General features: G+C 41.0%; 20 protein-coding genes. 14 read left to right on the top strand and 6 right to left on the bottom strand.

What is annotated here, in order from left to right:
- Positions 1 to 72: 72 nt before the first annotated feature.
- Entirely contained in the window at positions 73 to 3,777 is a 3,705-nt protein-coding gene (gene purL, locus Q1W14_RS12445; RefSeq protein WP_300701842.1) for a phosphoribosylformylglycinamidine synthase, read from the bottom strand.
- Between the two features lie 140 nt (positions 3,778 to 3,917).
- A complete protein-coding gene (locus tag Q1W14_RS12440; RefSeq protein ID WP_300701841.1) occupies positions 3,918 to 6,176 on the bottom strand; it encodes a family 20 glycosylhydrolase in 2,259 nt (752 codons plus the stop codon).
- Positions 6,177 to 6,315: 139 nt separating this feature from the next.
- Here Q1W14_RS12440 and Q1W14_RS12435 point away from each other — a divergent pair, with 139 nt between their 5' ends.
- The 4 genes from Q1W14_RS12435 to Q1W14_RS12420 are packed head-to-tail and all read left to right on the top strand — an operon-like array spanning position 6,316 to position 10,039.
- Positions 6,316 to 6,969: a LysE family transporter gene (locus Q1W14_RS12435; RefSeq protein ID WP_300701840.1), complete on the top strand. Its 654-nt coding sequence runs from the start codon at positions 6,316 to 6,318 to the stop codon at positions 6,967 to 6,969.
- Between the two features lie 34 nt (positions 6,970 to 7,003).
- Entirely contained in the window at positions 7,004 to 7,540 is a 537-nt protein-coding gene (locus Q1W14_RS12430) for a DUF4924 family protein (protein ID WP_300701839.1), read from the top strand.
- 48 nt (positions 7,541 to 7,588) lie between these two features.
- Positions 7,589 to 8,443: a dTDP-4-dehydrorhamnose reductase gene (rfbD, locus tag Q1W14_RS12425; RefSeq protein ID WP_300701838.1), complete on the top strand. Its 855-nt coding sequence runs from the start codon at positions 7,589 to 7,591 to the stop codon at positions 8,441 to 8,443.
- Between the two features lie 21 nt (positions 8,444 to 8,464).
- A complete protein-coding gene (locus Q1W14_RS12420; protein ID WP_300701837.1) occupies positions 8,465 to 10,039 on the top strand; it encodes a peptide chain release factor 3 in 1,575 nt (524 codons plus the stop codon).
- 114 nt (positions 10,040 to 10,153) lie between these two features.
- On the opposite strand, the gene Q1W14_RS12415 is transcribed toward Q1W14_RS12420, so the two are convergent.
- Entirely contained in the window at positions 10,154 to 12,157 is a 2,004-nt protein-coding gene (locus Q1W14_RS12415) for a HAMP domain-containing sensor histidine kinase (RefSeq protein WP_300701836.1), read from the bottom strand.
- 110 nt (positions 12,158 to 12,267) lie between these two features.
- Here Q1W14_RS12415 and Q1W14_RS12410 point away from each other — a divergent pair, with 110 nt between their 5' ends.
- Positions 12,268 to 13,248, top strand: coding sequence for a hypothetical protein (locus Q1W14_RS12410; protein WP_300701835.1), 981 nt, complete (start codon positions 12,268 to 12,270; stop codon positions 13,246 to 13,248).
- An 11-nt stretch (positions 13,249 to 13,259) separates the two neighbouring features.
- Here Q1W14_RS12410 and Q1W14_RS12405 read toward each other — a convergent pair whose 3' ends face one another.
- Entirely contained in the window at positions 13,260 to 13,727 is a 468-nt protein-coding gene (locus Q1W14_RS12405) for a YdeI/OmpD-associated family protein (protein WP_300701834.1), read from the bottom strand.
- A 277-nt stretch (positions 13,728 to 14,004) separates the two neighbouring features.
- Here Q1W14_RS12405 and Q1W14_RS12400 point away from each other — a divergent pair, with 277 nt between their 5' ends.
- Both Q1W14_RS12400 and Q1W14_RS12395 read left to right on the top strand, forming a co-directional pair.
- Positions 14,005 to 14,217: a hypothetical protein gene (locus Q1W14_RS12400; RefSeq protein WP_300701833.1), complete on the top strand. Its 213-nt coding sequence runs from the start codon at positions 14,005 to 14,007 to the stop codon at positions 14,215 to 14,217.
- 82 nt (positions 14,218 to 14,299) lie between these two features.
- On the top strand, positions 14,300 to 14,950 hold the full coding sequence (locus Q1W14_RS12395; protein WP_300701832.1) for a DUF234 domain-containing protein: 651 nt from the start codon (positions 14,300 to 14,302) through the stop codon (positions 14,948 to 14,950).
- Positions 14,951 to 15,317: 367 nt separating this feature from the next.
- Here the strand turns inward: Q1W14_RS12395 and Q1W14_RS12390 are convergent, their stop codons facing one another.
- Together Q1W14_RS12390 and Q1W14_RS12385 are read right to left on the bottom strand one after the other, a co-directional pair.
- On the bottom strand, positions 15,318 to 15,695 hold the full coding sequence (locus tag Q1W14_RS12390; protein ID WP_300701831.1) for a hypothetical protein: 378 nt from the start codon (positions 15,693 to 15,695) through the stop codon (positions 15,318 to 15,320).
- Positions 15,696 to 15,731: 36 nt separating this feature from the next.
- A complete protein-coding gene (locus Q1W14_RS12385; protein ID WP_300701830.1) occupies positions 15,732 to 15,920 on the bottom strand; it encodes a hypothetical protein in 189 nt (62 codons plus the stop codon).
- A gap of 540 nt (positions 15,921 to 16,460) precedes the next feature.
- Between Q1W14_RS12385 and Q1W14_RS12380 the strand changes: the two genes are divergently transcribed.
- The 7 genes from Q1W14_RS12380 to Q1W14_RS12350 all read left to right on the top strand — a co-directional run bounded on the left by Q1W14_RS12380 (position 16,461) and on the right by Q1W14_RS12350 (position 26,382).
- Positions 16,461 to 16,925 (top strand): HU family DNA-binding protein, encoded by a 465-nt coding sequence (locus Q1W14_RS12380; protein WP_300701921.1) that lies wholly within the window; start codon positions 16,461 to 16,463, stop codon positions 16,923 to 16,925.
- A 171-nt stretch (positions 16,926 to 17,096) separates the two neighbouring features.
- Positions 17,097 to 18,077 (top strand): restriction endonuclease subunit M, encoded by a 981-nt coding sequence (locus tag Q1W14_RS12375; RefSeq protein ID WP_300701829.1) that lies wholly within the window; start codon positions 17,097 to 17,099, stop codon positions 18,075 to 18,077.
- 4 nt (positions 18,078 to 18,081) lie between these two features.
- Positions 18,082 to 22,011: an Eco57I restriction-modification methylase domain-containing protein gene (locus Q1W14_RS12370; RefSeq protein WP_300701828.1), complete on the top strand. Its 3,930-nt coding sequence runs from the start codon at positions 18,082 to 18,084 to the stop codon at positions 22,009 to 22,011.
- Positions 22,012 to 22,171: 160 nt separating this feature from the next.
- Positions 22,172 to 22,429 carry an OadG family transporter subunit gene (locus Q1W14_RS12365; protein ID WP_294586037.1) on the top strand — a complete coding sequence of 86 codons (258 nt, stop codon included), beginning with the start codon at positions 22,172 to 22,174 and terminating at the stop codon, positions 22,427 to 22,429.
- Positions 22,430 to 22,467: 38 nt separating this feature from the next.
- Positions 22,468 to 24,303 (top strand): biotin/lipoyl-containing protein, encoded by a 1,836-nt coding sequence (locus Q1W14_RS12360; RefSeq protein ID WP_300701827.1) that lies wholly within the window; start codon positions 22,468 to 22,470, stop codon positions 24,301 to 24,303.
- Positions 24,303 to 25,538, top strand: a complete 1,236-nt coding sequence (locus Q1W14_RS12355; RefSeq protein ID WP_300701826.1) for a sodium ion-translocating decarboxylase subunit beta — start codon at positions 24,303 to 24,305, stop codon at positions 25,536 to 25,538. The genes Q1W14_RS12360 and Q1W14_RS12355 overlap by 1 nt, the downstream gene beginning before the upstream one ends.
- Positions 25,539 to 25,791: 253 nt before the next feature.
- Positions 25,792 to 26,382, top strand: coding sequence for an RNA polymerase sigma-70 factor (locus Q1W14_RS12350; RefSeq protein ID WP_300701919.1), 591 nt, complete (start codon positions 25,792 to 25,794; stop codon positions 26,380 to 26,382).
- Positions 26,383 to 26,410 lie beyond the last annotated feature (28 nt).

Genomic DNA, 26,410 nt, shown 5'->3' with positions numbered 1-26,410 from the left:
TAAAAACAGTGCAGGCGTGGATTTATTGATAAACCCACGCCTGCCGGAAACTTGTAAAATATAAGACTTTGTTTACTTTTTCTTGTTTTCTACCCACTTACGTGCGTTTACAAATGCTTCGATCCAAGGAGTAACTTGGTCGCTGTTTACGCGGTCGGCAGGATAATAAGCATTCTGCCAAGGGAAAATAGCACGTTCCAAGTGAGGCATCAAAGCAAGATGACGTCCGTCGGTACTTGCCAAGGCAGCTATGGAATAGTCTGAACCATTAGGGTTGGCAGGGTATTCGTCATAGCTATATTTTGCAACTACATTATACTTATCTTCATCGTAAGGCAAAGAGAACTTACCTTCTCCGTGTGCTACCCAGATACCCAACTTGCTACCACTTAATGAACCGAACATCACACTACGGTTAGTAGGAATAGTAAGTCCGAGGAATCTTGATTCAAACTTATGAGATTCGTTATGAAGCATCTTGCCATTTTTCTTATGTTCAGGGTTGATCAGGTTAAGTTCCATCATTAACTGGCAACCATTACAAACACCCAGTGAAAGAGTATCTTCACGCGCATAATATTTGTCGAGAGCTTCTTTAGCCTTCGGATTGAAGAGGAATGCTCCTGCCCATCCTTTGGCGGAACCGAGAACGTCGGAGTTGGAGAAACCACCACAGTAAACAATCATGTTTACATCATCCAGTGTTTCGCGTCCGCTGATAAGGTCGGTCATAGTGACGTCTTTTACGTCGAAGCCTGCCAAATAAAGCGAGTAAGCCATCTCGCGTTCACCATTGGTACCTTTTTCGCGAATAATAGCAGCACGAATACCCGAAGGAGTACGACGGTTAGGATCAATACCGTATTGTGAGAACTTGCCTTTAAAGTCGGGCATAAACGATACTTCCAGCGGTTGCATCTTATAGTTCTCGAATCGTTTCTTGGCGCAACCGTTCATAGATTGCTTGCGGTCGAGTAAATAAGAAGAAGAATACCAAACATCGCGCATATAGTCAATACCGAATTGATAGGTTGCGCCATCTTTAGATACAAGTATATGGCGTTCGTCTGTCGGCTTGCCGAGTTTCACATAACCTACGCCTGCATCTTCCAATATCTCCTTAACAGCTTCTTTGTGCTTGTCACTTACCTGAATTACGATACCGGGATTTTCGGCAAACAGAATTTTGATAAGATCTTGTTCTTTGATTTTATCCAGTTCTATTTCCATACCGCCTTCTACATTAGAGAAGCACATTTCGAGTAATGTGGTGATAAGACCACCAGCTGAAATATCGTGTCCGGCAAGGATCAAACCTTTGTTTACTAATTCCTGTACAGCCAGAAAAGCGTCACGGAAGTATTCTGCATCCTGTACACAAGGTACTTCTTCGCCCACTTTGCCCAATGACTGTGCAAAAGCAGAGCCACCTAACTTCAATTGGTCAAAACTGAAATCTATATGATAGATAGTTGTCTTTTCATTGTTAACAAGAACAGGAGATACAACTTTCTTCACGTCAGAAACTTCACCTCCGGCAGAAACGATTACAGTACCGGGAGCAATTACTTTACTTCCGTCAGGGTATTTCTGAGTCATGGAGAGTGAGTCTTTACCGGTCGGTACATTGATTTGCAATGCGCAGCAGAAGTCGCTCAACGCTTTAACGGCGGTATAGAGACGTGCATCTTCACCTTCTTGTGAGCGACAAGGCCACATCCAGTTGGCGGAAAGTGATACGCTGTCAAGACCTTCGGCAAGCGGTGCCCAAACCAAGTTGGTCAATGCTTCGCTTACAGAAAGAATAGAGCCGGCAGCCGGATCGGCAAGCGCAGCCTGCGGAGCATGTCCTAAAGAGGTAGCGATACCTTTTTCTCCACGGTAATCCATAGCTACCACACCACAGTCGCTCAAGGGCAACTGGAGTTCTCCCTGACACTGCTGACGGGCAATCTTACCGGTTACTGAACGGTCTACTTTGTTCGTTAACCAGTCCTTACATGCAACAGCTTCCAGCTGAAGTACGTTGGTCAGATATTCGTGTAACTGTGAAAGTTCATATTTAGGCATTTCATAGTGACGTTCTACGGTCTTGTCAATCATATAAGTCTTAGGAGAAGAACCGAACATTTGCTCTACGGCAAGGTCAAACGGGCGAACACCGTCAGCTTGTTGGAAAGAGAAACGATGATCGCCGGTAGTTTCACCTACTACGTACATAGGAGCACGCTCACGTTCGGCAATCTGGCGTACATGATCGATAGCTTCTTCACGGATGAGCAAGCCCATACGTTCCTGGCTTTCATTGGCGATGATTTCTTTGGCAGACAGGGTTTTGTCACCGATTGGCAACTTATCCATGTTGATCACTCCACCGCATTCTTCCACTAACTCTGACAAGCAGTTAACGTGTCCGGCAGAACCGTGGTCGTGTATGGAGACTACAGGATTAGTTTCTTCCTCGCAGAGGGCACGTACTACATTATAGGCGCGTTTCTGCATTTCGGCATTGGCACGTTGCACGGCGTTCAATTCTATACCGCTACTATAGCGTCCTGTATCTACTGATGATACAGAACCACCACCCAAACCGATACGATAATTATCACCACCAATAACAACGACTTTATTTCCTGCTTCCGGAGTACCTTTCAAGCAGTCACGTTGAGTACCGTAACCTACACCACCGGCAAGCATAATTACTTTGTCGTAACCATAAACTTCTTCATTCTCTTTGTGCTCGAAAGTCAGTACTGAACCACAAATCAGCGGCTGACCGAACTTGTTACCGAAGTCACTTGCACCATTCGAAGCTTTAATCAGAATCTGTTCAGGAGTCTGATACAGCCATTCGCGTACCGGAAGAATATCTTCCCAAGGACGTTCTTCGTCTGTACGGGGATAAGAGGTCATATAGACAGCCGTTCCGGCAATCGGCATAGAGCCTTTACCACCACCCATACGGTCGCGTATTTCACCACCGGTACCGGTAGATGCACCGTTAAAAGGCTCAACTGTTGTCGGGAAGTTATGAGTCTCAGCTTTCAGAGAGATAACACTTTTGATATCTTTTACTTGGAAGAAATCAGGCTTGGCGTGGTTTGCCGGAGCAAACTGTTCAACTACCGGACCTTCGGCAAAAGCTACATTATCTTTATAGGCTGAAATAATCTTGTTAGGGTTTTCTTGGGTAGTCTTCTTTATCATCTGGAAGAGAGAAGATTCTTGCTCTACTCCGTCAATAACGAATGTTCCACCAAAGATTTTATGACGGCAATGTTCTGAATTGATTTGGGCAAAGCCAAACACTTCAGAGTCAGTAAGACGGCGACCTAAGTCATTTTCTACCTTTTTGAGGTAGTCCATTTCTTCTTTAGACAGTGCCAGGCCTTCTTTTTCATTGTAAGCCTCGAGGTCTTCAATGTAGATAATCGGCTCGGGCTGACGGTTCGTTGTGAATACATTCTGGTCCAGACCATTGTACATACGTTGCAACATCGGGTCACGATCTGCATTTTCATCCTTTACGGGGAAGTATTCCTCGATACGGGCGATACCGCTCAGACCCATGTTCTGGGTGATTTCCACGGCATTTGTACTCCAAGGAGTAATCATTTCGCGGCGCGGACCAACAAAATGTCCTTTCAGGTTGTCTTCACTTTCGGAGGTAGCTTCTCCAAAAAGCCAGCAGAGCTCGTCGCTTTCTGCTTGTGTTAGTTCGTGGTCGCATTCTACGGCAATCACGCTCTTGGATGGGGTTCTGAAAAAAAGAATCATATTTTATATTTACGATTTATGATTTACGACTTTACAAGTGAAGTTACTAGCACTTAGTATCTTCGTTATTTCTTCTTCGGGTGCAAAGATATACAAAATCAGTGGGCAGAAAAAAAAACAGAAACTAAAAAATAGTAGAATCATTGAATCACTATCTCGTCTGTGAATAAGAATTGCTTTTTTCCTTGTATAGCATGGAAACGTACATAGCGTGCCGGAACTGGTGCGCCTATCCAGCCGAAATCTCGGAATATGACATCTTTATTAGCTTCTTCTTCGCTGCAATTATCACTTCCCAGCAGGGTGAAATCTTTTCCATCTGTCGATATCCATACTTCTACCTTGGCAGGTAGGAATACTTGCGGAGTACGGATTTGCATAAAATTGGCTACTACCCGATGAATGGGAGTGGTCTTGCCTAAGTCGATAGTAGCATCTAAATCGTTGGGGCAGAAGCCTTGCCAGCGTCCGTCCATGTAACTTTTACCACCACGAAGTCCGTCTAGCAGACCTGTATCACCACCACCTTTGTAGACTTCCTTATGTTGGTAATATCCTCCTTGGGAGGCATAAGTTATTTTCTTTCCTATACCTTTATGATAATCGGTACGTAGATGGAGGCTCTTGCCGAGTGGAGTTGTTTTGTCGAACAGACGGGCAGTCAGCAGGATGGAATCTTTTACGATAAATGGCTTCTTATATAATTTGGAAGATGAAGTTGGTTCAGAACCATCCGTTGTATAGCGGATATCGATAGGATGCTTTTCGGAGGTTAGAGAGAGTATGATTCTCTTTTTAGCATAATCTACTGTTTGATTGGTTTGAACCAGCTCTGATAGGGTGAATGGATTGTACCCTTTGGCCTTGATGTATCGGATTTCGTTGTTAATACGGCGCTTGAAACTTTCGGGGTGTTTGTTCTTTAATGGAGTCCAACCTACTTCGGACAGGGCAATGATGCGAGGGTATATCATGTATTCACCATGCTCATAAGTCGGTATGTATTCGGCCCATACATTGCCTTGTACACCTAAAATGTATTTGCTGACCTCTGTACCTAGTGTGTCGGGTGCAGGATTGTATGAATAGGTTTGCTCGATAGGTACACAAGCACCGAAAGCGAGTGGCTGGGTTTCAGGATCGTCCTGATAATGATCTAGGTAGCAATGACTCTCAGGGGTCATGATGGCATAATGTCCCATGCGGGCTGCGGCGATGCCACCTTCTGTTCCTCGCCATGACATTACGGTTGCATTAGGAGCTAGACCACCATCCAGGATTTCGTCCCAGCCAATGATGTCACGTCCTTTGGAGTTGATATACTTTTCTATTCGGGATATCATGTAGCTTTGCAGTTCACTTTCGTTCTTCAGTCCTTCGTCTTTCATACGTTGTTGGCACTTGGGACATGCTTTCCAGTGACGTCTGCTGGCTTCATCTCCACCAATATGTATATAGTGTGAAGGAAAGATGCGTATAACCTCGTCCAGTACGTCTTCGAAGAATTTGAATGTTTCTTCATTGCCGATACAAACTTCTCCCGATGTATAAGGCTCACCTGTACAGGAAAGCTGGGGATAGGCAGCCAGCACTTCGCTGGAATGTCCCGGCATTTCTATTTCGGGAATAACGGTGATATGTCGCAGGCGAGCATATTCCAAAACTTCACGTACATCGGCTTCGGTGTAATAACCACCATAAGCGCCTTCTTCATTCTTTTCGCAATAATGATGGTCATATTTTCCCCAATCTTGCAGATTGGCAGCTTTTCGCCAAGCGGCAAATTCAGTCAGACGGGGATAGCCGGGGATTTCTAGTCTCCAGCCAGCTCCGTCAGTCAGATGCCAGTGCAGACGATTCATTTTATAGGTTGCTATGAGGTCGAGTTGCTTCATAACATACTCTTTATTGAAGAAATGGCGTGAAACGTCCAGATGGAGGCCACGGTAAGGAAACCGGGGCTCGTCCTTGATAGTGGTGATGGGTAATTCTTTCCCATTTCTGGCAAGTTGTGCCAAAGTTTGCAGGGCATAGAAAGCACCGGTAGCAGATTTAGCCTCAATGCTTACACTTTTTTTATTTATTGCCAGGTTGTAGCCTTCTTCCGAAATAGAACTCTCAGGAGTAACGTTAATGCTAATAAAGGGTCTGTCAGTCGATTTATTGTCGACGAACTTCATTGGGATAGGGCAGCTTGGCAAATAAGCTAGCAAATCGTCCATGTCGGCTTTCGGTAAATTGGCCGTAAAGGTGACAATGGATGGAAGTTTGACTGTTTTTGAAGTGGTTTTTTCGAACTGTGGATAGGGAATCATACTCAGTTCTTTGGGCGTTCCACAGGCTGCTAGCATAAGTGCAGCAATAGAAACAATGATTAGGGGGCTTTTCAATAATTTCATTTCGCAGTGTTATTATGTTCGGGGTAAATATACTGAATAATCTTCAAAAGTGATAATCTTTACTTTTTAAAATCCTTTTCCACCGAAAAAACGTTAACACTATTCGTTCATCTCATAAAAAAGTCCGATATTTGCAGCCATGATTCAGATAGAAACCATATTTGACATATTGTGGAAAGGGTTCATTATCGGCGTCATTGTGTCGGCGCCATTGGGTCCTGTAGGTGTATTATGTATCCAACGTACTTTGAATAAAGGACGATGGTATGGTTTCGTAACAGGAATCGGGGCTTCGTTGAGCGATATTGCTTACGCCTTGTTGACAGGTTACGGAATGAGTTTTGTATTCGATTACGTCAATAAAAATATTTTTTATTTGCAGTTGTTTGGCAGCATTATGCTATTGGCATTTGGAATTTACACTTTCCGCAGTAATCCCGTACAATCCATTCGACCTATTTCTACTAATAAAGGATCATACTTCCATAACTTCATAACAGCTTTTGCTGTCACACTTTCCAATCCGCTTATCATTTTCTTGTTTATTGGTCTTTTTGCCCGTTTTGCTTTTGTTAGTGAAGGGGTATTGGTTTTTGAGGCTGTAACCGGATATTTGGCTATTGCGTTAGGTGCTCTGGCATGGTGGTTTGGTATTACCTTTTTTGTTAATAAAGTACGTACACAATTCAACTTGCGCGGTATTTGGATAATGAACCGTATTATCGGAGGTATTGTTATTGTGGTATCTGCGCTCGGATTAGTGTTCACATTGATGGGCGAATCACTGTATTAATTGATAACTGACAATTGATAATTGACCATTCAGAATGAAGATAGCACAACAACTGAAAGAAAAGAATATAGCCGAATACCTTATTTATATGTGGCAGGTAGAGGACTTGATTCGTGCCAATAAGTGCGACATTGATGAAATACGTCGCAATATTATTTCCCGTTATCCCGAAGAAGAACATCCGGCATTGGAGGAATGGTATGGAAACCTTGTTGAGATGATGCGCTCTGAGGGAGTTGTGGAGAAAGGACATCTGCAAATCAATCGTAATGTTATTCAGAATTTGATGGATTTGCATGTAGCTTTATTGGCTTCTACTAAATATCCGTTTTATAATGCCGCTTATTTTAAAGCATTGCCTTTTATCGTAGAATTGCGCCAAAAGAATGGTCAGCAAGAATCAGAGTTGGAGACTTGCTTTGAGGCTCTTTATGGGGTATTGCTGCTGCGTTTGCAAAAGAAGGAAATCAGTCAGGGGACTACTAAGGCAATAGAAGCTATCAGCTGTTTCATTTCACTACTTGCCAATTATTATGACAAGGAGAAACGGGGTGAATTGGAACTGGATTAAGAAAGAATTGTTCATCGTAACATCAATATATAAAGTATAACTTTTTAAATGAATATTTTAGTTACCGGTGCCAACGGTCAACTTGGCAATGAGATGCGAGTGTTGTCGCAGGAGAATCTTCAGCATGCTTATTTCTTCACTGATGTACAGGAATTGGATATTTGCGACGAGCAGGCAGTACGTGCGTTTGTGGCAGATAATCAGGTGGATGTTATTGTGAATTGTGCTGCATATACAGCGGTGGATAAAGCAGAAGATAATCAGGAATTTTGCGACAAGCTCAATCATTTGGCTCCCGGCTATCTGGCAGCTGCTGCCGAAGCTTGTGGTGCTGCATTGATACAGGTATCTACTGATTATGTATTTGATGGAACGGGACATATCCCTTATACAGAGGAGGTGACGCCTTGTCCTAATTCTGTATATGGTTCTACTAAGTTGGCAGGCGAGCAGGCAGTGATGAAGAATTGCAGTCGCGCGATGGTTATCCGTACTGCATGGTTATATTCCATTTATGGAAATAACTTTGTAAAGACAATGCTTCGCTTGGGACGTGAGCGTGAAACACTGGGGGTTGTTTTCGACCAGATAGGTACGCCTACATACGCTAATGACTTGGCACGTGTCATCTTTGCGGCAATCAATCAGGGCATTGTTCCGGGTGTTTATCATTTTAGCGATGAAGGAGTTTGCTCTTGGTACGACTTTACTTTGGCAATACATCGCATAGCAGGCATAACAACATGCAAAGTAAGTCCCTTGCATACCGATGAATTTCCTGCAAAAGCTCCACGTCCTAATTATTCCGTACTTGATAAAACAAAGATAAAAAATACATTCGGCATAGAAATCCCTCATTGGGAAACAAGCCTTGCCGTCTGCATAGAGAATTTAGAAAAGTGATTATAATGATTATTATTTAATATGGCTAATAACAGCGAAATAGAACGTAGACGAACGTTTGCGATTATCGCGCATCCGGATGCCGGTAAGACATCGTTGACCGAGAAGTTACTGCTTTTTGGTGGACAAATTCAGGTGGCGGGTGCCGTGAAGAGCAACAAAATAAAGAAAACGGCAACATCAGACTGGATGGATATCGAGAAACAGCGTGGTATCTCTGTTACCACTTCTGTGATGGAATTCGATTATCAGGACTATAAGATTAATATCCTTGATACTCCGGGTCACCAGGACTTTGCCGAAGATACCTACCGTACACTTACTGCTGTGGATAGTGTTATTATCGTGGTGGATGGTGCAAAAGGTGTGGAAACACAAACCCGTAAGTTGATGGAAGTATGCCGCATGCGCAATACGCCGGTTATTATTTTCGTCAATAAGATGGACCGTGAAGCGAAAGATCCTTTCGACTTGCTGGACGAGTTGGAGGAAGAACTCTCCATCCACGTTCGTCCGTTGACGTGGCCTATTGAAAGTGGTATCCGTTTTAAAGGCGTATATAATATCTATGAACATAACCTGAACCTCTTCCAGCCTTCCAAGCAGGTTGTGACGGAGAAGGTAGAGGTAGATATTCATACTGAAGAACTTGACAAACAGATCGGTACATCATTGGCAGAAAAGTTACGTGGTGAATTGGAACTGATTGACGGAGTTTATCCGGAGTTTCAGACAGACGAATATCTGAAAGGTGAACTTGCTCCTGTATTCTTCGGCTCGGCACTGAATAACTTTGGTGTTCAGGAAATGTTGGACTGCTTTGTGGAGATAGCTCCGAGTCCTCGTCCCGTAAATGCTGAAGAGCGTGAAGTAGAGCCCGATGAACCTAAGTTTACCGGTTTTGTTTTTAAGATTACAGCTAATATCGACCCGAACCACCGTTCATGTATTGCTTTCTGCAAGATTTGTTCCGGTAAGTTTGTGCGTAATGCTCCTTATTATCATGTACGCCATGGTAAAACAGTACGTTTTTCTTCGCCTACTCAGTTTATGGCGCAGCGCAAGACAACGGTAGATGAAGCATGGGCGGGAGATATTATAGGCTTGCCGGATAACGGTACATTCAAGATAGGCGATACATTGACTGAAGGCGAAATGCTTCATTTCCGTGGCCTGCCAAGCTTCTCACCAGAGATGTTTAAATATATAGAGAATGCAGACCCGATGAAGCAGAAGCAGCTTGCCAAAGGTGTGGACCAATTGATGGACGAAGGTGTGGCACAGTTGTTTGTCAATCAGTTTAACGGGCGTAAGATTATCGGTACGGTAGGCCAGTTGCAGTTTGAGGTTATTCAGTATCGTTTGGAGAATGAATACAGTGCTAAATGTCGTTGGGAGCCGCTGAGTTTATATAAAGCTTGCTGGATTGAGAGTGATGATCTTGAAGAGCTGGAAGCTTTCAAAAAACGTAAATACCAGTATATGGCAAAAGACCGTGAGGGTAGGGATGTATTTCTTGCCGATAGCGGATACGTATTGCAAATGGCACAGATGGACTTCAAAAATATCAAGTTCCACTTTACGAGCGAATTTTGATAAATCGCGATAGCTTATAAATAAAGAAAGGGCTTTATCAATTTAGTGAAATCTATATTGATAAAGCCCTTTCTCTTTAGTTATGCTTTGAATAATGGGCGTAATGAAGTTTACTTAGTTGATCGGTAATGTTACGATCATGCGTGTACCTTCCGTATATTCGGAATCAATTTTAATATCTCCGCCAAGTCGCTTGATGATAAGTTGGCAAAGGTACAATCCCAATCCATTACCCGGAATAAAAGTATTTAGTTTGTAGAAACGTTCGAATACGTTCTCATGTCTTTCTTTGGGGATACCGCAACCTGTATCTGTAATGCAAATTGTGATATTTTTCAGTGCTTCATTCTTTTGATAGTTTAAAGATATCTGCCCTTTTTCGGTAAACTTATTCGCATTTTCCAGTAAATGTTCAATGACTTGAGTCAGATATTGCTCATTTGTTATAATGAACATGCTATCTTCAGCGATATCCAATTTATATTCTATACCGTCTTTCCTTTTAAGCTGTTCCATTTTTTGAACACAGATACTTCTTAAATCTGTGGACTGGCAGGGTAGCTTTTCTTCGGAAACATCCAGATTGGCTACTTCCAGCATGCTGTTGACAAGGTTTGTCAGTAGGGCTGTGCTCTTTTGTATTTCTGCGGGAAACTCCCGGCGCATTTCTATGTCAATATCATCATTCATTATTAGGTCTGAAAAACCTACGATGGCATTGAGTGGGGTACGTATTTCATGGCAAATGGAGTTGATGAACTCTTGTTTCATCTTCTCGCTTTCTTGTGCCTTTCCATGAAGAACTTTCAACTCCATCTTCATTCTCTTTTCTTTTTTCCAGGAAAAGTAGAAGTAGGTACTGATGGTGACTAAGACAATCAGTAGGATAGTGAGAGAAACAAGTAAGATTTGTTTGTTTCTCATCTCCAACATTGTTTTCTCGTTATTGAGTGTATTGAGATCGTATTTTACTTGTAACTCATTCAGCTGTTTGTTGGTTGTTTCTGTGGTCAATGAGTCTTGTATCTGATACGAAATCTTCAGATACTTCAGGGCATTGGGGTAATCTTTGGACTCCTCAAAAAGTATGGAATTTACATAGTAAAGACCGGGAAGATTTTGAGGGGCGAGTTTGTGAGCAAATTTAATAAGAGAATCATTAGCTGCTATGGATTTGGGAATGTTCTTTTTAGTACGACTATTGGAATAGTAATTATTGAGACAAAGGTAATAATTGTATTTATCAGCTATATCAGTCAATGATTTACCTATTTCCTGGATTCTGTTCCAATAATATTCCTCCTGTTCTATTGTAAGGAAAGACAAATGAGTGGATATAAAGGAATAGCGTTGGAGTAAGTCTAATTCTATGTGATAAAATGGACGATGTGTTTGGTAATCGGTATTAAATTTATCATCTTCAAGTGCAATGAGTTTTTCTATTAGTTTGATAGATTCTTTGTTTGTCTGAGCTTGAGCATGGGCGAGAGCCTGTCGCCAGATGATAAATTTCAGATAGATAAATTTTATATCTTTAGGCAATGACTCGGCTAGTTTTGCAGCTTTGTCCAGATATGGTATAGACTTTTCATATTGATCGTTCATATAAAAACTATCTCCTATGATGTATGAAGAAGCAATTTCTTTATAAATGTCGTTTGCTTCATTTGTATCGTTATCTAAAAAACTTAATTCATCCTTGATAACTTCATCTCTTTTTTCGGTATAGCATAATGAATCGAAAAGGCGCATGCGATAAAAAGGCAATAAATATTTAAGTTCCTCCGGAGTGGCTATTTGTTTTAAGTAATTAGTATATTTTACGATGGAGTCTTTTTGGTCTGCTTTAATTTCTTCAATCACAATGTCGTGGAGTGCATTCATCATGCACTTCCGATCCTCAATCTTTGATGCTTCTTGATACATTTTCCATAAATACTGTTTTATTTCAGAAGGATTGAGTGTAATATCTGCTAAGTTTCTGTATATTTGGATATTATGTTTGGGGGAGTCGGATGTTTTTAGTATAGACAGCAAACTATCTGTTGCCTGAGGTGTATTATAGGCAAATATAGTTGAACTAATCAATATGAATATAGTAGTAATTATGTGCCTCATATTGCATCATGCTTTTATGATGATGCAAATCTACACTTTTTTTGATAATAATTGTTGTTTTCGAATTATTTTCACAATCTTTGTTCCTCGAAACAACCGAACGTAAACTAATGATAAAAATTGCGTGTCTTTCTATTCTTACTTTCCTTTTAGTACTGACAGCCTGTTCATCCCCTGCCGATAAGACTTTACTGAATTATGAACAATCCCTTTGCCATGCCGACTCGCTGGTGCATGCCGGTAAGGCTGATAGTGCCCGGACCGCTCATTTGATCTCTGACCTGCACCGTGAATATGACCAAGTAAAAGAACATTCCGGGGGAAAGCGTGTCCGCATGGTGCCCGCTGACAAGCGGAAACAATTCCTATGGGGCGCATTCACCGCATTGATGATAGGCTTGAACGTATGGTTGTCCATCGGGAATATAAAGTTCGTAAATGACCGTAAGCACCGTCGCTATTTGGTCGATCTAAGTGAGAATGAACAACGCTTGCGCAATAATCAGCTTGAAAAAAATGAATTGCAGGAGTGCTTGGAGGAAATGTCGCTGACGGATGATGAACGGGAAGAAGTGAGTCAGTCATTGATGAACCTTATGGAGCACGGCAACCAGTTGCAAGAAGAAAATGAAAACCTTCGTACGCGTCTCGAAAAGTATGAAAAGCGTTCTCTGCCTCGTGAAATGGAATTACTAAAAAAAGAGGGTGAACGTGCCAGTCGACTGGATGCACAAGTACAGGTGCTCACCTCTACGCTGATAGACGATGACGAGGTAATGAAACGTCTCCGTTGTGAACCCAAATACCTTTCTGATGCTGATTATAATCACTTACAACAACTGACGGATCGCGTATATGATGGCTTTACCACCCGTCTTTCCGAACGCTTTCCCCAACTTACTCCTGCCGATTTGCAACTTTGCTTGTTGATGCGCTTGCGATTTGCGAATGCACAGATAGCTACACTTACCGCTGTTTCTTCTGCCTCAGTGTCACAGCAAAAGTTCCGCTTGAAGAAACGACTGCTGCAAACGGACGAAACTTTATTCAAGGAGGGGGAGACGCTGGATGTGTTTGTGTGTGAGTGCTGATGTCATCCACTCTAATAAAACCTCTCTCCGTTTTGCACCATCGTAATGGTTTTAGCTATCCGGTTTACTTTGGTCTGTTCGGTTTGGGCGGAATTAATCCAATCGATAAATGCCTTTTTCTGACCGTCACTGTAAGCTTCAAACTTTTCCAATGCTCCGTCTTCGTACTTCATACATAGAAGTAACTCTTCCGGAATTATCAGTGTTGCACTATCTTCGTATAGAGTAATATGTACTGTGTCAGGAGCTTCCTTCCCTATTTTTTTCCTTATTGCAGCCTTTATCGGCAAACCTACATTACCGTTCCCAATAGGCATCAAGGTTGCTTTGGGTAATTCGTGTTGATCTATTTTACCGCATACTTTTAGCATCCCAAAGGGAGTTTTAGGCATCGCAATCTCCGGTATTTCGACAAATGTCCAACTTCCCGTTTTCTGTAATTGATAGTCTTTGTCTACTAATAGTTTTTCTGTTTTCATGTATATGGTTCTTTGTACAATTTCAGTCGGAAAAGACAAATCGCTATTTCTATTAATATGGCAAATATAAGTTTTCTTGTGTGTTTCTGCTCTTGTGCAACATAAATGTATAAGACTAATTTGAAAAACTGCATTTCAATCTCGCTCTATAGTAGTTCCCCGTTAAGCTAATGGAGAATAATGATAGACTGTATTTGAAAAAAGATTGCCTTTGTATTATAATCTCCGTTATTATAATGTGGATTATAAAATGTAACTATATGATATATAATATTATATGGGGTTTAGGGAAGAGAAGGATAGCTGGATATATTGCGTAGTGAACAAGATTTTGTCCTTTTATGCCACCCGTGAGCATCTTAATTGGGTGATTGATGAATTTCAGAAGTCCTTCTACGTTCGCAAGAGCATTTTTTCCGATATGCAGGAATTGTGGGACAAATATAAGGTGGAGATGCGGATTAACCTTATTACTTGCGGTTCTATTTAATCGTTTACTCTTTCTACTTTAAAGTATATTTTCTCCTAATTATTGACCTTCTTGCAAAAATGAAGATTTTACCTGAAAGCAGATGTTAGCGTATTTCACCAATTTATATATGCCTTTCTTGATGGAGGGGAGCGACCTCATTAATTTGGAGTTTCGTCGAGAAAGCGGCATATTTTACTCCATATTGAGTTTGGTGCCCGATGGTAAAAATACTTCCGGTGAGATAGATTCTGTACTTGATACTACTTCGAGTGCTTATTTGCGCAATCTGGAAATCAATTATTCGTTGTTGCGCAAGCTTCGTCCTGTTTTTGCGTCCGAACGCAGCAGGGGAGTAAAGTATCAACTGAACGATAATTTTCTGCAGTTCTGGTTCCGCTTCATTTATCCCAATCTGGACTTGGTAGAAAGTCACCGTTGGGATTTGTTGCTTGAGATTGTGGAGCAAGGATACAGTGTCTATTCAGGTTGGGTATTGGAACGCTACTTCCAGCAGCGATTTCGTGAGGAAGAACGCTTTTCGCTGATAGGCAATTGGTGGGACGGAAAAGGGGAGAACGAAATAGATATTGTTGCCGTAAATAGGATAGACCACCAGGCACGCATTGCCGAAGTCAAAGTAAACCCAAGAAAGATCTCCTTGCTGGAACTGGAGCGGAAAGCGCAAAAAGTGCTGGGAAATCTGAAGAAATACAAGGTGGAGTATCGGAGGTATTCGATGGAGGATATGTAATTCGCAAAATGATATTTTTATACAAAAATACTGGTGGAAGCATTTTTTTTTGCTATTTTCTAGAGTTATCTTATTACTGTTTATTATAGAGGGTATCTCAGTCGTTATGTCAGGCTGCCTCTGTCGTTATGTGAGGCTACCTCAGTCGTTATGTCAGACTACCACAGTCGTTATGTTAGGATACCCCGCTCAGAAGTGCTTCTGGGCGAGGGTTTTTGTGCTTAGATGAAGGAAAATGTCTTTTTGTGTCTCTTATCCCGTTTTCGAAAAAATATTTGAGGGACTTTCTTCGTTATTCTGTTTTCTTTATAATTTGCAACAGATACTTCACGTTCTCTATGTGTGTCCGAAAGATATTGGACAATAATTAGGCTCTGCCACTCTCTTTCATTAGATTCAATAGGAATTCCACTTGATAGCCAATATTTTCCGATGTGCATCTGCGGCTTTTGCTTGAAAGATACTGCTGTGCTATGTACATTCCGAATCCCTCAATCAGTTGCTTCATTCCTAAAGTGTGATAACTACCTAAAAGATTGACAAAGTAATGGAATTTTCCAAGTGTTACGAGTAGGTTTTCCAACCGTTCAATATCCGGCCTCTGCACAAAGTAAGTTCCCATATTAACAAAACGGTTCAACGTAAGATAGAAGGTCATCATTTCTTCGTCTGAAGTAAAGATTGCGTGCATAAACTGAGTTTCGTCCCCCGGGCGAACCTGCTCATTGTTCAAAATAGCTTCCATAAGCATTAATTTTTTGAATAGGTGAATAAATAAGGTTCAAAGGGAAGAACGGAAGAGTGGATTTATAGAAATAAAAGAAGCGGTTTCGCCTGTCCCATTGCTCTTCACCAACACGCTAGGCGGGGTAGTAGGTGCATTAACACTCCACATGGGGGTACGAAACCGCCATATAGAATGCACGTAAGCAGGCATAAAAATGCCTGCCACATCATAGGCAGGTTTCACCCACCTAACGTATTTTTGATAAAGAGCATTGCAAATCTACAACATATATCTGATAAAGCCAAAAAGGAGCACTGAAATATAAGTCTCTCAACCAACTTCGGAAACTCTTGAATAATCTATATAGTTACTCTTCCTTAATTTGTAGAGATATTGAAGATTGTAGAGATACCGAAGAATGCTGTCCTTCATTATCAGTGAGTTAGGCTTATCGGCTGTAGAGATGGTCATGGTGACTATAACTTTTCACGTTTTGAGGTCTTTGTTGCCTTGTAGAGATGCACATTTATTAAACAGTTGATAATTAGGAGATTGGTTGAAATGGTTGTAGAGACGGTTTTCTTGCTTTTCTTTGTTTCCCACCCTAACTTTGCAACATCGAATCTGAGAGAAACGAAAGACTGAATCGTTGAGGCCTCACGATAAAATTCTTTCTTATACTTCTTAAAAGAGATGTGGTCTCGGTCAGTCCTTAACCTGACCGGTCAAAGCAGTGATGACTGGTTCGCTTGCAACTATTTTTATTTACTTAATACATTATTAATTATGTTCTACAAGAAAAATCAACAAAAAATCAATGGTTTATGGTATCCTAAATCTATTACATGGGGTAAAGCTATTACAACCAATCAGGTAGCGGACCAATTGGCATTGCTTTCTACTACGACTCGTGGTGACGCGTATGCCATCGTCAAGAATCTGGGAAATGTACTTTCTCTTTATATGGCACAAGGACGTACGGTGAAAATAGACGGAGTTGGTACCTTTTATTATACGGCTGCTGCAAATAAGCAAGGAGTAAAAACCGCTAAAGAAGTAAGTGCTTCCCAGATAGTAGGGGTGCGTGTCCGTTTTATTCCCGAGGTTGAACGCGACGTTAATAGTAAGATTACCACCCGCAGTATGGTAGATAGCAATATCTGTTGGGAGGAGTGGGGCAAGACCTCCGGTAATGAGAGCGGAAATACCGGTGGTGCAGGTGACGAGAACGATAATCCTTTGGGATAATCCCCTCAGCCTTCCGTCTTCAGTGACGTTTCGCTTATAGTAAATAGCCCTGTGCAACCTCCTTTGGGAAGCACGGGGCTATTTCTTTTAATGTTTCCTCTCTTTTTCACCTTTTCATCACATAATAATTCATATATTTGCATATAAAGATTAACTACGGTACATATAAATATGGTTTCGAAGAACCTTGTTGACATAAGAGAGAATGATATCATCAAGTATGATAGAGAATTACTTCCTATTCTGCTGCACGATAACAGTTCGAATCAAAATATACTCTGGGCTACAGATAATTATATATTTATGGGCGAAGAATACAAGGCTTCCGCTCCTATTCAATGCAAACTTGTCACAGGTAAAAATGGTGATATCATCAAGCCAAGAGTCAGTAAAAGTAAAGAAGAACAATTAACCCGTACCAGGGGAAAAGCTGAAGTCTTTTCACCCTCATGGCTATGTAACCAACAAAACAATTTGGTAGATAATGCTTGGTTTGGCGCTGAGGGACTTTTTAATCATGAAATAGATAACCATTGGGAAACCAATTTGAATCCTATTCCCTTTCCCACAGCAGATGGAAAAACCTGGCAAGACTATGTGAAAAACATGCGCATGGAAATCACCTGTGGAGAAGCTCCTTATTTAGCAAGCCGCTATGATGCCATTACCGGAGAAACTATAGCAGTTGCAGATAGAATCGGACTTCTGGATAGAAAGCTACGTGTTGTCTCTGAAAATCTAAGCACCAAAAAGGCGTGGTGTAAATGGGCAATCATAGCCTTTCAAAGTATTTATGGCTATGAGTGGCAAGGTGACAACCTGCTTATTGCCCGCGAGAATCTGCTTTTCACTTTTATAGACCATTATCAAGCGAAATTCCGAAGTAAGCCTTCTATTAAATATTTAAAGAACATTGCTGAAATTATCTCTTGGAATATTTGGCAGATGGACGGATTGAAGTTTGTCATTCCTAATAGCTGCACCTGCAACGAAGCAACTGCTGGGGATTTATCCGAATCGGAAAACACTGCCATTCAATCATGCGAAGGGTGTAAAAACAATGATGTACATCAACACAATGGAATCTATTGCGAGATTAAAGACTGGAATGCCGGGAAGACGGTAAAATTTGTATCACTACTAAAAAAATAAATATATGATTGTTGATACAGGCATATTAGACAAACTTATTGTTGGTAGAGTTGAGCCACATATATATGCTTTCTCTACTCAAACGGTACCCAACTATCTGAAAGTTGGCGATACTTATCGTCCCCTGGAGCAACGGTTGAATGAATGGCGCAAGCACTTCCCGGATTTGGTAGAGCGGTTTTCTGTAGTAGCCAAAGTGGATGATGCTACCTTTTTCCGCGATTTCTCCATCCATAATTTCCTGGAGCGAGAGAAGAAACTAAACAGGCTTCAGCCGGATACAATAAAAGATATTCCTTATTATTCAAAGGAATTTTTCGAGAATGCCACAGTCGATGATGTAAAAGATGCGCTGGCCGACATAAAATCTGCTTTTCAAAACAATCATAATAAATATCAATTCTACTCTTTTGACGAAAGTCGGGTTCCCTTGACTTATAGATATAGAGATGAAGAAACCTTTCCTCCTCGTAAGAATCAGCAAGAAGTCATTGACAGGTATAAAGCCGCAGTTGCAGAAGGGCGGAAAAATTTGTTGATGTATGCAGTCATGCGTTTCGGAAAGTCGTTTACTTCTATGTGCTGCGCTGCCGAGACCGGCGCAAATCTTGTCGTTGTTGTTTCCGCTAAAGGGGATGTGAAGGAAGAGTGGAAATATGCTGTTGAAAGCCATGTAAGGTTTGGTGAATACGAATTTATGGATGATACTTCTCTGCTTAAAAGCAAGAAGGCACTATCCAATATGCTGAAGACCAAAAAAGTGGTGCTCTTCCTTACTTTGCAGAACTTGATGGGGAAGAAAATAAAAACGAAGCATAAGGAAGTATTCGAACGAACGATTGATTTGCTTATTGTGGACGAAAGCCATTATGGTGCAAGAGCAGAAGAATACGGAAAGGTATTGACTGTTACAAAAACACAATGGAAGCAGGAGTGTGCTGATGCAGATCTGGCAGATGAATATGAAGATAGTGAGGCCCTGAAAGCTCTGAAAGCCAACGTTCGATTACATTTGTCCGGTACACCTTACCGCATTTTGATGGGCAGTGAATTTCAGCCGGAAGACATTATAGGCTTTTGCCAGTATACGGATATTGTCAATATTCAGGAGAAGTGGGATCAAGATCATCTGTTGGAAGACAATGTGAAGGAATGGGATAATCCATACTTTGGTTTTCCTCAAATGGTTCGTTTTGCATTCAATCCCAATGAATCTTCTATTAAGAAAATGGAAGAATTGGAGAAATCCGGCGTCACGAATGCTTTCTCTGAGTTATTCCGCCCGTTATCTATCAGCAAAGATACCTCTCCTAATCATGGGCATCGGATATTTAAACATGAACAGGAAATCCTGGATTTACTGGAAGTCATTGACGGATCGAAACAAGATGAGAATGTACTTGGCTTTTTAGATTATGACAAGATTAAGGAAGGGAAAATGTGCCGGAACATCGTCTGCGTCCTGCCTTACCGAGCTTCTTGTGATGCTTTGGAAAACTTGATTACTTGCAACAAAGATAAATTCAGGAACCTCGGAGATTACCAAATCGTCAATATTTCCGGCGTTGAAAATGAGCAAACTTATGAGAATACTTCATCTGTAAAAGAGAAAATACGGAGTTGCGAAGCCGAAGGTAAGAAGACATTAACGCTTACCGTGAACCGTATGCTCACCGGCAGCACGGTGGAACAATGGGACACCATGCTCTTTCTGAAAGAATGTGCCTCCCCTCAAGAATATGACCAAGCCATATTTCGTCTGCAAAACCAGTATGTACGTAAATATATACACGCTGAAAATGAAGTTGTCAAGTACAACATGAAGCCACAAACCCTTCTGATTGATTTCGATCCAAACAGGATGTTCCGTTTGCAGGAGAGGAAATCATTTGTTTGCAATATGAATATGGATAAAAGCGGCAACTCTAAACTGGAAGAACGCATAAAAGAAGAGTTGCGCATTTCGCCTATCATTATACTCAATAAAAATAAGTTGCAAGAAGTCGTGGCGACGGATATTCTGGATGCTGTGCGTGAGTACTCTGCTAAAAGGAGCTTGAAAGATGAGGCTATGGAAATCCCTATAGACTATTCGCTATTTACTGATCCGACAATTCTGAGTGAAATAGAGGCATTGTCACCTATAGACTCATCCAAAGGTTTGGATATAAAGCCAAGTCAAGGTGAAGAAGACAATATGGATGTACCGACTGACGGAGGAGAAAGTGGAGAACCTGCCGATAATACTTTCGATGACCAACAGCCCGATACACAGGAAAATACAGAAAAAGAATTACTTGGTAAAAAGTTAGCTACCTACTATGCACAGATCTTGTTTTTTGCCTTTCTTACCAATTCTAATGTAAAGTCATTGGAAGAAGTAATTGATGCGATCAATTTGAATGCTGATAATAAACGCATTGCCCGTAACGTAGGTTTAAAGCTAAGTATTCTGAAAATCTTTCAGCGTAAATTCAATTCGACAGCCATGAATCTGTTGGATTATAAAATTCAGAATTTGAATTCAAAAGGGCAAGACGAGGATCTGAAACCACAGGAAAGGGTAGAAGCTGCAATGAGAAAGTTCGGTAAACTATCGCCTTCCGAAGTAGTTACCCCGATGCACATGGCAGAAAAGATGGTTAATATATTATCCGAATCCGACATAAGTGAGCATACCAAGATACTTGATTTAGGGTCTAAGCATGGCGAATTCGCTAGTGCGCTTTATGCAAGGTTTGGCAACAAAGTAAAAGACCATATTTATTCTATTCCGACATCAAGCCTTGCTTATGAATTTACTCGTAAGGTTTATGCTCTGCTTGGATTGCCGGTAGAGAATATTTTCTCTGATTTTATTGCTTATGATTTAATAGACGATACAAAAAATGAAATGATAATACAGGAATTGCAAGATATGAAATTTGATGTGATAATTGGTAATCCGCCCTATCAGACTGATACAAAAGATACCAGTGATAAGCCTATATACTATAAGTTTGTGGATGTAGCGTATAGCCTGTCTCCCAAAGTATGCCTTATAACGCCGGCTCGTTTTCTTTTTAATGCAGGCAAGACGCCTGAACAATGGAATAGGAAGATGTTGAATAACGAGCATATATCTGTTGAGTATTATAATCCTAAATCAGCAGATGTATTTCCGGATGTACTTTTGAAAGGCGGAGTGGCGGTTACATATAAGGATGATGATAAAAACTTTGGGGTTATTGGGTTATATACGCATTATGCAGAATTAAACTCAATTCTTAAGAAAGTCATTAATATGGATAATTTTGAATCGCTAACAAACTCAATTTATTTGCAGAATAAGTTTTGTTTGGATGTGCTTTACCAAGATTATCCCGATTATAAGAATTTCATTGGTAGCAATGGGCGTGAAAAGCGGCTTACTACAAATATTTTTTCACTTTTAGATCTATTTAAAAAGGATAGGGAATCAGATACTCAGGTTGAGATTATAGGGCTAATAAATAATGTACGTTGTACCCGATATATAGAGCCAAAGTATATTTTAGAACATCAGAATCTGTTTAAGTATAAAGTGTTATTACCGAAAACTAATAATACCGGTCAATTAGGTGAGGTACTGTCTAATCCCTTAGTGGCAGAACCTGGAATTGGTTATACACAATCTTTTATTGCTATAGGAGATTTTGAAACTGTGAATGAGGCTGCCAATGCTTTAAAATATATAAAAACCAAATTTGCACGAACGTTACTTGGAACTTTAAAAGTGACACAGGATACCAATAAAGGAACATGGCAGAATGTTCCTCTACAAGATTTCACCGAGAACTCTGATATTGATTGGAATCAATCCATTGACGAAATAGATGAGCAGCTTTATGAAAAGTATGGATTAAACGATGAGGAAATCACATTCATAAAGAGTAGAATACAAGAGATGGTATAAAAAACAAAATATGCATAAACAATTGTAATAGAGGCGTATTTCTATTCTTCTTATATTGATTTAGTGTTTTTTAGGTTTTATTTCTGCTAACTTTTTACGGATTATCGCTAATTTCGAACGATTTTTTGTAAAACCGATCAAACAACTAATAATTTATAATATGGAAAACTTGAATACGGCGATTCTGCTGATGATAGTAGGTATGACAACGGTCTTCGCTATCCTGCTGATTGTAATCTGTTTAGGAAAAGGTCTTATAGCACTTGTAAATAAATATGCACCTGAAGAGGTGGTACCGGCAAAATCTGGTGCAGGTGGTCCCGCACCTGTCCCCGGCAATATATTGGCTGCTATTAGTGCTGCCGTCACAGTGGTGACGCAAGGCAAGGGCAAAGTAGCTAAAGTAGAAAAAATCTGAAATAAAAATCTTATATAAACACACACCGTAAATTTAGTATGAAAAAAGAAATTAAGTTCAGCTTGGTATTCAGGGATATGTGGCAAAGTGCCGGAAAATATGTTCCTCGTGTTGACCAGCTGGTGAAAGTTGCTCCTGCTATTATTGAAATGGGCTGTTTTGCCCGTGTAGAAACTAATGGAGGAGGTTTTGAACAAGTGAATCTGTTGTTTGGGGAAAATCCGAATAAAGCTGTACGCGAATGGACAAAACCATTTCATGAAGCCGGTATTCAGACACACATGTTAGACCGTGCTTTGAATGGCCTTCGCATGAGTCCGGTTCCTGCCGATGTACGCAAACTCTTTTATAAAGTGAAGAAAGCGCAAGGTACGGACATTACACGTACATTCTGTGGTTTGAATGATACGCGTAATATCATTCCTTCTATAGGTTATGCTAAGGAAGCGGGGATGATTTCACAATGTTCACTCTGTATCACACATTCTCCTATCCATACGGTAGAGTATTACACCAAAATGGCATTGAAGCTTATTAAAGCAGGTGCTGATGAAATTTGTATCAAAGATATGGCAGGTATCGGACGTCCGGTGTCATTGGGCAAGATCGTTGCTAATATCAAGGCTGCTCATCCTGAAATTCCTATTCAATATCATAGCCATGCCGGTCCGGGTTTCAATATGGCAAGCATTCTTGAAGTATGCGAAGCCGGTTGCGACTACATCGACGTAGGTATGGAACCACTTTCTTGGGGTACGGGACATGCCGATTTACTTAGCGTGCAAGCTATGCTGAAAGATGCAGGCTTCCAGGTTCCTGAAATCAATATGGAGGCATACATGAAAGTGCGTTCTCTTATTCAGGAATTTATGGACGACTTCCTTGGTCTCTATATCAGCCCGAAAAATCGTTTGATGAATTCTTTACTGATAGGTCCCGGACTTCCCGGTGGTATGATGGGTAGCTTGATGGCTGACTTAGAATCAAACCTTGAATCTATCAATAAATATAAGGCAAAACATAACCTGCCATTCATGACGCAAGATCAACTGCTTATCAAGCTGTTCAACGAAGTTGCATACGTATGGCCACGTGTAGGTTATCCTCCATTGGTCACCCCATTCAGCCAGTATGTCAAGAACTTGGCGATGATGAATGTTATCGCTATGGAAAAAGGCAAAGAACGTTGGGGTATGATTGCTGACGATATTTGGGATATGCTGCTCGGTAAAGCCGGTAAGTTACCGGGTGAACTGGCTCCTGAAATTATTGAGAAGGCAGAGCGCGAAGGACGTAAGTTCTTCACTGGTAATCCGCAAGATAACTATCCCGACGCTCTTGACAAATATCGTAAGATGATGAAAGAGAATAAATGGGAACTTGGCGATGACGATGAAGAACTCTTTGAATATGCCATGCATCCGGCACAATACGAAGCCTATATGAGTGGTAAAGCAAAAGAAGACTTCCTTGCCGACGTTGAGAAAAAACGCAAAGAGCGTGACAAGACTCCCGAAGATGATAACAAACCTAAAACACTTACCGTACAGGTGGATGGTCAGGCTTACCGCGTAACGGTAGCTTACGGTGATATCGACCTTCCGGCTTCGGCAACCGAAAAAGTAACCTCTCCCGTTGGCGAAGGACAAGACGTTCCCGCTCCATTGGAAGGCAAGTTCTTTCTTACTAAGAACGCACAGGAGACTCCGCTTAAAGTAGGTGATAAGGTAGCTCAAGGTGACCTTCTCTGCTACATAGAAGCCATGAAAACGTACAATGCCATTCGTGCCGACTTTGCCGGAACGGTTGTTGCCATTTGCGTCAATTCGGGTGATTCTGTTTCTGAAGATGATGTATTAATGAAGATAGGATAATGGAAGAAATATTTGCAAAACTCTATGACATGACGGCGTTCAGCAATATCATTGCCGATCCGTCGTTCCTCGTGATGTATGCCATTGCTTTCATCCTGCTTTATTTAGGTATTAAGAAACACTACGAACCGCTGTTATTGGTGCCCATCGCTTTCGGTGTGCTTATTGCCAATTTTCCCGGTGGTGACATGGGAGTGATTCAAGCAGATGAAAACGGAATGGTCATGGTGAACGGGGCATTGAAGAACATTTGGGAGATGCCGTTGCACGAGATTGCGCACGACCTCGGACTAATGAACTTCATCTATTATATGTTGATTAAGACCGGTTTCTTGCCTCCTATCATCTTTATGGGTGTAGGTGCGTTGACAGACTTTGGTCCGATGCTCCGTAACTTACGACTCTCTATCTTTGGAGCGGCTGCACAGTTGGGTATCTTTACCGTATTGTTATGTGCAGTAATGATTGGTTTTACTCCACAGGAAGCTGCTGCATTGGGTATTATCGGTGGTGCTGATGGTCCGACGGCTATCTTTACGACGATTAAACTGGCTCCTCATTTGCTGGGTCCGATTGCTATTGCTGCTTATTCTTATATGGCACTAGTACCGGTTATCATTCCTTTGGTTGTGAAACTGCTTTGTAGCAAGAAGGAGTTGATGATTAATATGAAAGAACAGGAGAAACTCTATCCGACAAAAACAGAGATTAAGAACCTGCGTGTATTGAAGATTATTTTCCCTATAGCTGTTACGACGGTTGTAGCTCTTTTCGTGCCAACTGCAGTACCATTGGTGGGTATGTTGATGTTCGGTAATCTGCTCAAGGAAATAGGTTCCGATACCAGCCGCTTGTTTGATGCAGCTGCAAACAGCATTATGAATGCGGCTACTATATTCTTAGGCTTGAGTGTTGGTGCTACCATGACAAGTACCGCTTTCTTGAACTGGACGACTATCGGTATAGTTGTGGGTGGCTTCTTGGCATTCGCATTGTCTATTTCAGGTGGTATTTTCTTCGTGAAATTAGTGAATTGCTTCAGTAAAAAGAAGATCAATCCGCTGATCGGTGCAACCGGACTGAGTGCAGTACCTATGGCAAGCCGTGTTTGCAATGATATTGCTACTAAGTACGACCCTAAGAATCATGTATTGAATTACTGTATGTCCAGTAATATTTCCGGTGTTATCGGTTCTGCGGTAGCGGCGGGTGTACTGATTTCGTTCTTGGGATAAAGCCTTAAGATATTTATTATTTTATTTGGGTGCGAACTACACGAGTGTATGGCAAAATACCATGCAGTAGTGAAGTTCGCACTTATTTTGTTTATTAATGAATAAAACAACTCATATAGAGTGTTCTTTTGCAATGTCACCTTTTTTATTGGGGTCTTGCTATTTAATTAATAATATTAAATTATATTTGCCTGCAATTATTATGAAATAATAAATAGACCTACAAATCTAAAAAATGAATTTGCACAAGATGATGAAGGCGACAATTGTTGATGAATCGGTGATAGATGGCATAAACCGAGGGGATGAAAGATCCTTTGCTATTTTGTATAATAACTATTATACCTACTTGTGTACCTGTGCGGCAGGGTACATTTTTGATGCAGATGCATCGAAAGAAGTGGTGAATGATGTCTTTGTACATGTATGGAATAAGCGGACAGAACTGGAATTTCCTATTCATTCTTATCTGTTGCGTTGTGTGCAAAATGGTTGTTTGAATTATATACGTTCGTTACGTTCGCGCGAACGGGTACTCGATGAATTTCAAGAAGATTTGTTATTCTTTCAGGAAGAGTATTGTCAGGGTGGGGAAACTCCTTTAGAATTGCTTGAAGTGGAAGAACTGAAGAAGCAAGTACACTTAGCAGTCAGCCAGTTGCCCGAGAAGTGCCGAGCCATCTTTGAGAAATATCTCTATAAAAACCTATCTCCGCAAGAAATAGCCGATGAATGCAATTTGTCGGTAAATACAGTTCGTGTGCAGATAAAGAATGCTTTTGATAGATTGAAAAAGCATTTCGGACCTGCTGTCTTTATTTTGTGCCTATATCTTATCAAATAATAATTCTACAGTTTTTTCTCTCATTTAC

Origin of the sequence: Bacteroides sp., assembly GCF_030151085.1 — a bacterium.
GTDB lineage: Bacteria > Bacteroidota > Bacteroidia > Bacteroidales > Bacteroidaceae > Bacteroides.
This window is presented reverse-complemented; position numbering and strand designations above follow the sequence as displayed.

Bases quoted from the DNA above. Each gene is read 5' to 3' on its own strand.
- purL (WP_300701842.1), bottom strand. From the start codon at position 3,777: ATGATTCTTTTTTTCAGAACCCCATCCAAGAGCGTGATTGCCGTAGAA.
- Q1W14_RS12440 (WP_300701841.1), bottom strand. From the start codon at position 6,176: ATGAAATTATTGAAAAGCCCCCTAATCATTGTTTCTATTGCTGCACTT.
- Q1W14_RS12435 (WP_300701840.1), top strand. From the start codon at position 6,316: ATGATTCAGATAGAAACCATATTTGACATATTGTGGAAAGGGTTCATT.
- Q1W14_RS12430 (WP_300701839.1), top strand. From the start codon at position 7,004: ATGAAGATAGCACAACAACTGAAAGAAAAGAATATAGCCGAATACCTT.
- rfbD (WP_300701838.1), top strand. From the start codon at position 7,589: ATGAATATTTTAGTTACCGGTGCCAACGGTCAACTTGGCAATGAGATG.
- Q1W14_RS12420 (WP_300701837.1), top strand. From the start codon at position 8,465: ATGGCTAATAACAGCGAAATAGAACGTAGACGAACGTTTGCGATTATC.
- Q1W14_RS12415 (WP_300701836.1), bottom strand. From the start codon at position 12,157: ATGAGGCACATAATTACTACTATATTCATATTGATTAGTTCAACTATA.
- Q1W14_RS12410 (WP_300701835.1), top strand. From the start codon at position 12,268: ATGATAAAAATTGCGTGTCTTTCTATTCTTACTTTCCTTTTAGTACTG.
- Q1W14_RS12405 (WP_300701834.1), bottom strand. From the start codon at position 13,727: ATGAAAACAGAAAAACTATTAGTAGACAAAGACTATCAATTACAGAAA.
- Q1W14_RS12400 (WP_300701833.1), top strand. From the start codon at position 14,005: ATGGGGTTTAGGGAAGAGAAGGATAGCTGGATATATTGCGTAGTGAAC.
- Q1W14_RS12395 (WP_300701832.1), top strand. From the start codon at position 14,300: ATGTTAGCGTATTTCACCAATTTATATATGCCTTTCTTGATGGAGGGG.
- Q1W14_RS12390 (WP_300701831.1), bottom strand. From the start codon at position 15,695: ATGGAAGCTATTTTGAACAATGAGCAGGTTCGCCCGGGGGACGAAACT.
- Q1W14_RS12375 (WP_300701829.1), top strand. From the start codon at position 17,097: ATGGTTTCGAAGAACCTTGTTGACATAAGAGAGAATGATATCATCAAG.
- Q1W14_RS12370 (WP_300701828.1), top strand. From the start codon at position 18,082: ATGATTGTTGATACAGGCATATTAGACAAACTTATTGTTGGTAGAGTT.
- Q1W14_RS12365 (WP_294586037.1), top strand. From the start codon at position 22,172: ATGGAAAACTTGAATACGGCGATTCTGCTGATGATAGTAGGTATGACA.
- Q1W14_RS12360 (WP_300701827.1), top strand. From the start codon at position 22,468: ATGAAAAAAGAAATTAAGTTCAGCTTGGTATTCAGGGATATGTGGCAA.
- Q1W14_RS12355 (WP_300701826.1), top strand. From the start codon at position 24,303: ATGGAAGAAATATTTGCAAAACTCTATGACATGACGGCGTTCAGCAAT.
- Q1W14_RS12350 (WP_300701919.1), top strand. From the start codon at position 25,792: ATGAAGGCGACAATTGTTGATGAATCGGTGATAGATGGCATAAACCGA.